Source organism: Acidimicrobiia bacterium (assembly GCA_009694375.1).
Taxonomy (GTDB): domain Bacteria; phylum Actinomycetota; class Acidimicrobiia; order Acidimicrobiales; family VFJN01; genus VFJN01.
The window spans coordinates 129,681-138,686 of sequence record SHVB01000005.1 but is presented as its reverse complement, the minus strand read 5'-3'; the positions used below and the strand labels follow the sequence as shown (position 1 = coordinate 138,686).

Genomic DNA, 9,006 nt, shown 5'->3' with positions numbered 1-9,006 from the left:
ATGGTGGCGGCGTTGATCACGGTGGGCCAACCGGCGGTGCGCTACACGTCGTCGTTGCTGGTGGTGGGGGCGTTTGCCCTGGGGGCGTGGAACATGCAGGGCACCAATTTGCAGCGCCCCCATTTCAGTCGGTTGGCGACCTTTACCGAAGCGTATCCAGACGCCGTGGTGGTGGATGGCTTCGCGTTTACACCGGGCCCGTTGAGCAACCTCGATGTGGAGGGGGTGGAATCCATCCGCCTCAACGTGCCCGAGCAGCGGGTAAAGCCCTTTGGCCTGATGATGAAGCGACCCTATCCCGCCGAGGTGGTGGCTCGGGCGGTGGCCGAGGCCGATGGCCGGCCCATCATCCTCATTTCGGCTGATCCACCGCTCCCCGTAGCGACCCGATTCCAGGAGCTTCTCCTGGGCACGGGGTACGTGCTCACCCATACCGAACGCACTCGAGGACTCCTGGACTTGCAGGCCTTCGTCTACGAGCGATCCCCCGCCACCGGCTAGCGGGAGCGCGCCAGGATCACGTTGTGGGCGCACAGGCGGCGCAGGCCAGGCGTGCGTTCGGTGAGAGCTTCGATCGCCCGGACGGGGCCGAGCAGGGCGGGCGGGATGAATTCGGGCATGAGGCCGAGTTGGTCGGAGCCGATGATGTCTGCCCCGCCGGCCTGGAGGCCGTCCACGATTTCGGCCTCGGGCACGAGGCGTTCGGTGCCGTCGTCTTGGGGCACGCGGGCCATGAGGCTCCGCCAGTAGGGGTTTCGGGGGTTGTGGTCCCACACCACGAGCCGACCGCCGGGTCGGGTGACGCGAACCATCTCGATAAGGGTGGCACGCACCGCTTCGGTGGTAGCCACGTGGTGGAGTGCCGCCACGGTGATGACAAGGTCGAACGTGTTGTCCTCGAAGGGCAGCGATGATCCCTCGCCGCGGATGCCCTCGATGTGGGGTTCGGTGGCGGCCATCACGTCGAGCATTCCCTGTGACGGGTCGAGCCCGGTCATAGTGAATCCCACTCGGGTGAGACGGCCGGCGAGAACCCCGGTGCCGCAGCCCACGTCGAGGCCCTCGCCGGGCGGGGGGCAATGCTGGGCGATGTAGCGCACTCGCTTGGCGAGGTAGTGCTCCACGATGTGGGGGGGGAAGGCCTCGTCGTACTCGTTGGCGATGCGGTCGAAGTTTTCTTCACTCATTGTGATGGGCTGTTCCAGGGTCGTTGCCAAGCCGGTCGGGTCGGGGCATGGAGCGGGGGGTTCGACGTCGGAAGTCGAAGATCAGGACAATCATGCGGAGGCCGATGTTGATGGCTGCGCGCGGGCTGCCGGTGGCCGAGGAAGTGCCGACGCGGGGAAGATAGTTCACCGGGATCTCCACGAAACGAGCCCCGGAGGTGATGGTGAGCAACATCATCTCGGGGCCGGCATGGTTGCCTCCGACCTGCATGCCTTCCGCGATGAGGTCGGCCAGCTTGCGGGTAAAGACCCGGTAGGTGCAGCCCACATCGCTGAGGTGGGTGGTGTTGAACAGGGCTTCCACCATTTTGGCGACGGCCCAGTTGCCCCACCGCAGGAACCAGTCCATGTTGGCACCGTGCCAGATCAGCTCGCGAGTGGTGCGGGTTCCAAACACGGCATCGCATTCGCCCACGAACGCCAGAAGTTTGTGGATGTCGTTCGGGAGGAATGTTCCGTCGGGTTCGGCCAGCACGATGAGGTCGCCCTTCGCCTCCATCAGTCCCCGGCGGCAGGCATGGCCGTAGCCCTGTTGGGGTTCGAACACCATCCGGGCTTCGGTCTTTTCCACTTCCTCGATGGTGCCCTCTTGCGCGTTGTTGTTCACCACCAAAACTTCGTCGACCACGCCGGTGGCGAAGAAGCCGTCGATCACGGCTCGGATCGAGTCGCGTTCCGCGTAGGTCATCAGCACTACCGATACGCTCCGGTCACCCCACATCGGGTTCGTCCCCCCTCCTGCCGTAGTGCACGACCCCCACGCTACGCGATGGGAGTGAGCCTGGGTCTACCGGCGGCCCGGGCGCCGGGCCCCGCCGGGGTCGGTAACCCGCCAGACTGGAGGAATGAACTCCCTCATCGTGCGGCACGGCCGAGTTCTGCTGGAGGGGAGGTTCGTAGCGGCCGACCTCGCCAGCGCCGAGGGGATAGTGGTAGCCCCCCCATCGGTGGGGGGGGTGGCGGGGGTGGTGGAGGCCGACGGGTTGCTCGTGGCCCCGGGGTACCTCGACCTGCAGTGCAACGGCGGGTTGGGTATCGATCTGGCGGGTGAACCGGAGCGACTGTGGGAGTTGGCGGCGCTCTTACCGCGCTTCGGGGTAACGGCGTGGCTGCCGACCATCGTGACCACCCCCCCGGGGGTGGTGGAACGGGCCATCGAGACGCTGGCGGCGGGCCCGCCGGCGCGATGGCAGGGGGCGGTGCCACTCGGCCTCCATCTCGAAGGCCCGTTCCTCTCGCCACACCAACCAGGAGCGCATCCAGCGGCGTTGCTGCGACCGCCTTCGCTGGCGGCCATCGAAGGGTGGACGCGCCACGGGGGCGTGGCCGTGGTCACCCTGGCACCAGAGATGCCCGGGGCCATCGAGGTCATCGAGGCGCTGGTGGAGCGCCAGGTGGTGGTGTCGCTCGGCCACACCCTCGCCACCGCCGCCGAGGCCACCGCCGCCGTGGCGGCGGGGGCGAGTTGGGTGACACATCTGTTCAACGCGATGGCGCCGCTCCACCACCGGGCGCCCGGTCTGGTGGGGGTGGCACTGGCCGATGAGCGGCTGCGGGTTGGTCTCATCCCCGACGGCATCCATCTCCATCCCCCCATCGTGGCGCTGGCGCAGCGGGCGCTCGGGGCCCGGCTCACGATCGTGACCGATGCCGTGGGTGCGCTCGGGATGCCGGGGGGTACGCAGTCGTTGGGCCGCCGCCAGGTCACGGTGGGCGCCGACGGCGTGCGCTTGGCGGACGGCACGCTGGCCGGCAGCAATCTGTCCATGGACCAGGGTGTGCGAAACCTCGTGGCCTTCACGGGCTGCACGCCGTCGGTGGCGTTGCACGCTGCCGCCACCGCTCCCGCGGCGGTGCTGGGTGACACCACTCGCGGCACCCTGTCTCCGGGCGCGCGCGCCGATGCGGTGCTGCTCACTGAGGACCTGCACCTCGTGGCCACGATCGTGGGTGGGGTAGTCCTCCACGACGCCCGCTAGGGGGGCGGGGATCACCCGACGGGGGGCGGGTTCCGGTGCCGGGCTCGAGGCCGCCGGGGGTCAGGTCGACCAGCCGATTGGGCCTCCGGTAAGGTCTCGATTTCATCCTGGCGCTCGTAGCTCAATTGGATAGAGCATCTGATTACGGATCAGAAGGTTAGGGGTTCGAGTCCCTTCGAGCGCGCTGGATGAACCGGTGCGGCGGCCCTGGGAACAACCGAGACAGCCCGACACGAACAACCCCGGCCGGCTTCCGAGATCTGGAGGCCTGCGTAAGGCCTGAAACAGGTCTGGGGGGCTCGGCGGGAGCGGGGTGAAGGGGTTCGCCCAGGTTCCGCTAGCGCCTTCTCATTTCACGAACGAAGATCCAGATCAGCCAGAAACCAGCGGTAATGAAGACCATGAACAGATCGAAGAGAAAGCTGCCGCATCCGTAGCTATTTCGAGACGACATCGTTTGTCCTTCCCTCAACTAACCGAGACGATCTCAGCATCCTCCGCCGACCGAGCCCAGTCTGCCTCATTCGGCGCCCGGGTGAAGCCCGACGAGATTTACCGGTGCGCCCGCCCGTACCTCCGCTTACGGCGTGCAGGTGGACTTGGCGTAGGCGATGAAGTCATTCGACACCGTCTGATCGGCCTGGTTCCCCGCGATGAACTCGCTCCGCACCTCCGCCGGCAGTTCGTTCACCGCCACATAGTCGTATTGCGCCAGCAGCGCCGCCCGTTCCTTCACCACGCCGAGATACGTCTGGGCGGCCTCGTGCCATTCGGCCGGTGCCGCCGCCACGAGGGTCGTGGTCCACTCGAGCTTGGTCTCCCACCCCGCCGCGTCGGTGGGCTGCTGGTTCCCGGTGCCCACGGCACCCCCGGCAATGCTCGTGAAGGCGGCGCACATGGCGGTCGTGTCGGTGGTGGGCTCGGCCATGACCGTGGTGGTGGTGGCTAACGACGATGAGGCGGCGCGAGAGGAATCCGAATCCCCCGAACAGGCTGAGAGCAGTGCCAGCGATGTCGCCGCCATCAAGCCGAGGAATGCTGCGGTCCGTTGCATAGCAGTGGTCTCCTTCTCGCCCGATCCCGTCGTTCGGTCGGCGTAAACGATGTGAACCTACCGAAGGTTTCTGGGCGTTAGCCGTGGAGAGGATCCGAGTTGGCTGAGCCATCGGGGGTTTCGTCGCCGGTAGTGGCGGTGGCTGGGGAGCGTCTCCGCCGGACCCAACGCAGGAGATGACGAATCAGCACCACCGCCAAGACGATGACCAACACCACCAACAGCAACACCACCACGCCCGCAGTGGCAATGAGGTCGTTGGTCTGGGCCTTGGTGAAGTTCCGGTCGATGGGCGTGGACGACGCCAGTTGGAGTTGCGACAGCGTGGCGGTTGTGGCCGGGTTGGCGGCGGTGTTCGACACCGCGCCGGAGAGCGTGGCGCTCAGCACGTGGGTGCCGGGGGTGAGGTCATAGAGGATGAGGAAAGACTTCGCGTCGCCGCGGCCGTCAGCGGGTACCGCCGTCTGGTAACGCTGCCGTCCATCGATGAACAGCGCTACCGAATCACCCGGGGTGCCCGCCAAGCCCACCGAGAAGTCGAGCCAGAGCGACGTGGGGGCCGTGGTGAAGGTGAGGTTCCACGTGGTGGGCGCCGAGCCGCCCATCGCCACGCCGTTCGTCCCCGCCGCCGCCGCCCTGGGGGGGCCAGACAGTTGTCCACCGGGCACGTCGAGGTCGGTGGTGGAGATCAGCAACTGGGTGCGTACCCCCGCCGGTGGCGGGCCGGTCACCTCGTCGAGTTTGAGCGGCTCGGCCGGATTGGGCTGGCGGTAGAAGGAACCCAGGCGGGTGTCGTCGGCGCCGAGCAGGGGCGACCACGCGTACCCCACCCCGGCGCTGAGGTCCTCGGCGGAGCCTTGATACCAGAGCAGCGCGAAGGCGTGCTTGGCGCCGATCTTGTCCGCCTTCGGCGGCGCCGTCTGCACATCCACGATCTGGTCCAAGCCGGCGAAACCCCCGTATTGGACACCGACCAACGAGATGTAGTTGTCCACGAAGGTCTGGTTCGGCCCTCGCCCGATGTTGAGCCGAGGCAACTTGTACTGCAGGTCGTTCTTGGCGCCACCGAGACGGGTCAGGCGTGTTTCGGGTGAATCGAGCAAGGTCAACTGTCGCGGGGGGACCGTAGTGGCCAGCGCCGCCGTGGTGGCTACGTTGGCCCCGAAACTGTGGCCGATCAGGTGTACCTGCCCCCCGTCGTCGTAGAAGTTGGGGGCGAGTGCCTGATTGATGGCAGTGGCCAGACGGTGCCCGTTGACCTCCGTGGCATCCTCGCCTACCCGGGTTTCGAGCGGGTTCTCGCTCGTGGCCGACTGATCGATCCAACTGAAGAACACGACCGCCGCGGTGGGGTCCGCTGCCTGCAGCGCCTCGGCCACGGGGCCCCATGTGTCCGTCATCGACTCATTGGCTTTGTTGACCAGGTCGGGGTTCCAGGCGGTAATGAGCGCGGTGCTTTTGGACTGGAGGGCCTCGTAGGGGTCCCGGTAGCCCGGCGCCCATCCGTGGGCCATGAAAATCGTGTTGCCCGCCAGCAGGGAATCGGCGGCCACCGGGCGAAAGGCCGTTCCGTCCCACCGGCCCAGGCGGGCCAGCACCGGAAAGTCGCTCACGTTGGACTGAGAAGCGGCCGGCAGACCCGGGACCGTTTCAGCCGTTGCGGGCACCGAGGTCAACCCGAGGGCCACTATGGCGATGGCCATCAACTGCGGCAGGGCAAGACTCCGGTGGCGTCGTCTCGGTGGGACAGGGAGACGCATTGCAGCATTGTCGCGCGTGACTGTGGCCGATGTTGGCTAGCCGCCTGGCCCCTGGTGGCCGCCCCGGTCGGCGGGCCTTGCCTGCCAGTGGCTATCCTCAGCCTTCATGCCGTTGCTCTCCGCTCGCGACTTGACCGTGACCTTCGGGGGGGTCCACGCCGTGCGCGAGGTGGACATCGAGTTGGAAACCGGCGAGTTCGTAGGCCTGATCGGACCCAACGGGGCGGGCAAGACCACCCTCATCGATGCTCTCACCGGTTTCGTGTCGCCATCAGCGGGAACCGTTGAACTGCGCGGGGAGAACATCACCGCCCTCCCTCCCGCCACGCGGGCGCGGCGAGGGCTCGTGCGCACGTTCCAATCGTTGGAACTCTTCGAGGATCTCTCCGTGGCCGACAACCTCCGCGTGTGCGCGGAGACGCCCCGCTGGTGGGATCCGCTGCTCGATGCCGTGGCGCCCCGGCGAGGCCGGGGCGTTGGGGACCAAGTGACCTGGGCGCTCGATGTGTTGGGGCTGAACGACGTGCGAACCCGACGGCCCAGTGAACTCAGTCACGGGCGACGCAAACTGGTGGCGGTGGCCCGTGCCCTGGCCCTGCGCCCGGCGCTCGTGCTGCTCGATGAACCCGCCGCCGGGCTCGACACCGGCGAGACCGCTCGTCTCGGCGAGCACCTGCGGAGTCTCCCTGACCACGGCATCAGTGTGCTGCTCGTCGATCACGACATGGGGCTGGTGCTGAACACATGCGATCGGGTGGTCGTGCTTGATGTGGGGGCGGTCATCGCGTCGGGGCCGCCGGCCCAGATTCGGGTTGATCCGCAGGTAATCGAGGCCTATCTCGGGGTAGCGCAGTCGTGACGGCTCCGGAGATAGTGCTCGACGTTCGCGGGCTGGTGGCGGGCCACGATGGGGTGCCGGTGGTGCGGGGCCTCGATCTGCGGGTGGCCGCTGGCGAGGTGGTGGCGCTGCTCGGTCCCAACGGGGCCGGCAAAACCACCACCCTGCAAACCATCTCGGGGCTGCTGCCCATCATCAGCGGCGAGATCGACGTGCTGGGGCGGCCCCCTACGCCCCGTGCCCCCCACAAGGTGGCGCAGCGCGGGGTGGGCCATGTCACCGAGGACCGGTCGCTGTTCTTCGATCTGACCGCCCGCCAAAACCTCACTGTGGGCGTCTCGGGTCGCCGCCGCGCCGCCCAGGCCGTGCAACGGGTGCTCGGCCTTTTCCCGGAACTACACGCGGTGCTCGACCGCAAGGCAGGGCTGCTCTCGGGCGGTCAGCAGCAGATGTTGGCTCTCGCTCGGGCTCTGGTGGCCGAGCCGCGGCTGCTGCTGGTGGACGAAATGAGTCTCGGGTTGGCGCCGATCATCGTGCAGCGACTGCTCCCGATGGTGAGGTCCATCGCCGAGGAGACCGGAGCCGGGGTGATCTTGGTAGAGCAACACCTCACCATGGCCATGGAGGTGTCCGACCGTGTGTGCCTTCTCGTGCACGGCGAAGTGGTGGCGCAGGGCCCCACCGCTGAGATGAAGGACCGTCGCGAGTTGTTTGAGGCGTCGTACCTGGGCTGAGGTTCAGGCTGGCAGCCACGACCCGTGGGCGCCGTAGGGCACCCGGCGGGGCATCCGCACCCGGGCCACCGGCGGGCCGGCGAAGTCCTGGGCATCAATGACGCGAAGTTCGGTGCGGTCATCGGCCTCGTCGTGGGCAAAGACCAACACCCACCCCTCGTCTTCGCCCGCGTCGGGACTGGCGGGGGCAAAGACCGCTTCTCCGAGCCGGGTATGGGCGGAGGTGGTGTGAACCTCGGCGGTCCCGGTGCTCAGGTCGTACTTGTAGAGTTCCGAGCCGATGGTGGCCGGTCCATCCCAGGAAAGCTGGGCGGTGTAGCCATACCGGGCGGCCTGGCCGATGCGTCGATCATCGATGCGGGGGAAGTCGGAGCGCCGATCGTCGAGTTGCTCCTCGGTGACCTTGCCGGTGGTCTGGTCGATTGTCCACCGCCACAGTTGGGCCATCGCACCGAGGTCGCCGAAGCCGTTCTGCATCACGCCTTCGGCGCGACACACCGTGAGGATGATGCGGTCGCCGTCTTCGTAGGAACTAACCGGGTGGAACACGTAGCACGGGTCAACTTCGTGCCACGTCACATCGGTGTTGGAACCGGTGCGGGGCATCACGCCGAGACGGGCTCCGGCATCGGGATCGAAGAAGAACGGGTCGTCACCCTTCACGGCCCGGTCGAGGCCAAAGCGCACCGGTAGGTCCATGAACACCACGTTGTTCTCGGTGACGTTCCAGTCGTGCATCATCACCGGATTCGGCAGGTCGATCGGTTCGGCTTGCAGCATCTCGCCGGTGGGACTGATGCGGTAGTAGGTGAGATAGGGCTCGCGCACCAACTGGTATCCGAAGGCCAGTAGTTCGCCCGTGATCGGACACTCCCGCGGGTGGGCGGTAAAGGCGCCGGTAAGAGCGCCACCAAAATCCACGGGCCCGACGGTGGTGAGCGAATCGTCGAGCGCATACGGCCGGTGCTGTTCTTCCAGGGTCAGCCACTGCCCGTTGTGGCGCACCACGTTGGTGTTGGCCGGGGAACGATCCGGCGCCAGGAGGACGCTGAGGTCGGAACCGTCATCGTCCCAGAACGGGGTGCGGACGTACCGGTTCCGGTAGCGGGCCCGGCCGCCGGAGAGATCCACGGCATGTACCATCCCGTGGCCGAAGAACCAGTGCGGGCTCCAGCCGGTCCGAGGGTTGAATCCGTTGCGGATGTAGGTGCCCTCAAGCCCCTCGGGCAGCGCTCCCTCCACCTCGAGACCGTCCACGTCGAGTTCATCGGTGATCGGCCGGAAGTTCCCCGCGAGGTGCCATGGAACGCTGGGTGCTGTGGGGGTTGTCTCTAGATCGGTCATGCTTCTCTCCTAGGCGTCGGGCACCGTGGTCTTATGTAACAATAGTCCGGCGGTGAACAGTGTTAGGTGTC

At 67.0% G+C, this 9,006-nt stretch carries 8 protein-coding genes and 1 tRNA gene; 4 read left to right on the top strand and 5 right to left on the bottom strand.

What is annotated here, in order from left to right:
- Positions 1-497 precede the first annotated feature (497 nt).
- The gene (locus tag EXQ71_05400) at positions 498-1,187 is read right to left on the bottom strand and encodes a methyltransferase domain-containing protein (protein ID MSO86937.1); all 690 of its coding nucleotides are present in this window, start codon (positions 1,185-1,187) and stop codon (positions 498-500) included.
- Positions 1,180-1,947 (bottom strand): glycosyltransferase family 2 protein, encoded by a 768-nt coding sequence (locus EXQ71_05395; GenBank protein MSO86936.1) that lies wholly within the window; start codon positions 1,945-1,947, stop codon positions 1,180-1,182. The genes EXQ71_05400 and EXQ71_05395 overlap by 8 nt, the downstream gene beginning before the upstream one ends.
- Positions 1,948-2,071: 124 nt before the next feature.
- Between EXQ71_05395 and nagA the strand changes: the two genes are divergently transcribed.
- The gene (nagA, locus tag EXQ71_05390) at positions 2,072-3,205 is read left to right on the top strand and encodes an N-acetylglucosamine-6-phosphate deacetylase (GenBank protein MSO86935.1); all 1,134 of its coding nucleotides are present in this window, start codon (positions 2,072-2,074) and stop codon (positions 3,203-3,205) included.
- Positions 3,206-3,315: 110 nt separating this feature from the next.
- Positions 3,316-3,389 (top strand) — tRNA-Arg (locus tag EXQ71_05385).
- 396 nt (positions 3,390-3,785) lie between these two features.
- Here the strand turns inward: EXQ71_05385 and EXQ71_05380 are convergent.
- Positions 3,786-4,259 (bottom strand): hypothetical protein, encoded by a 474-nt coding sequence (locus EXQ71_05380; protein MSO86934.1) that lies wholly within the window; start codon positions 4,257-4,259, stop codon positions 3,786-3,788.
- A gap of 77 nt (positions 4,260-4,336) precedes the next feature.
- A complete protein-coding gene (locus tag EXQ71_05375; protein ID MSO86933.1) occupies positions 4,337-6,019 on the bottom strand; it encodes a hypothetical protein in 1,683 nt (560 codons plus the stop codon).
- Between the two features lie 106 nt (positions 6,020-6,125).
- Here EXQ71_05375 and EXQ71_05370 point away from each other — a divergent pair, with 106 nt between their 5' ends.
- Positions 6,126-6,878 carry an ABC transporter ATP-binding protein gene (locus tag EXQ71_05370; protein ID MSO86932.1) on the top strand — a complete coding sequence of 251 codons (753 nt, stop codon included), beginning with the start codon at positions 6,126-6,128 and terminating at the stop codon, positions 6,876-6,878.
- On the top strand, positions 6,875-7,591 hold the full coding sequence (locus EXQ71_05365) for an ABC transporter ATP-binding protein (GenBank protein ID MSO86931.1): 717 nt from the start codon (positions 6,875-6,877) through the stop codon (positions 7,589-7,591). The genes EXQ71_05370 and EXQ71_05365 overlap by 4 nt, the downstream gene beginning before the upstream one ends.
- A 3-nt stretch (positions 7,592-7,594) precedes the next feature.
- Here EXQ71_05365 and EXQ71_05360 read toward each other — a convergent pair whose 3' ends face one another.
- On the bottom strand, positions 7,595-8,935 hold the full coding sequence (locus EXQ71_05360) for a hypothetical protein (GenBank protein ID MSO86930.1): 1,341 nt from the start codon (positions 8,933-8,935) through the stop codon (positions 7,595-7,597).
- Between the last annotated feature and the right edge of the window lie 71 nt (positions 8,936-9,006).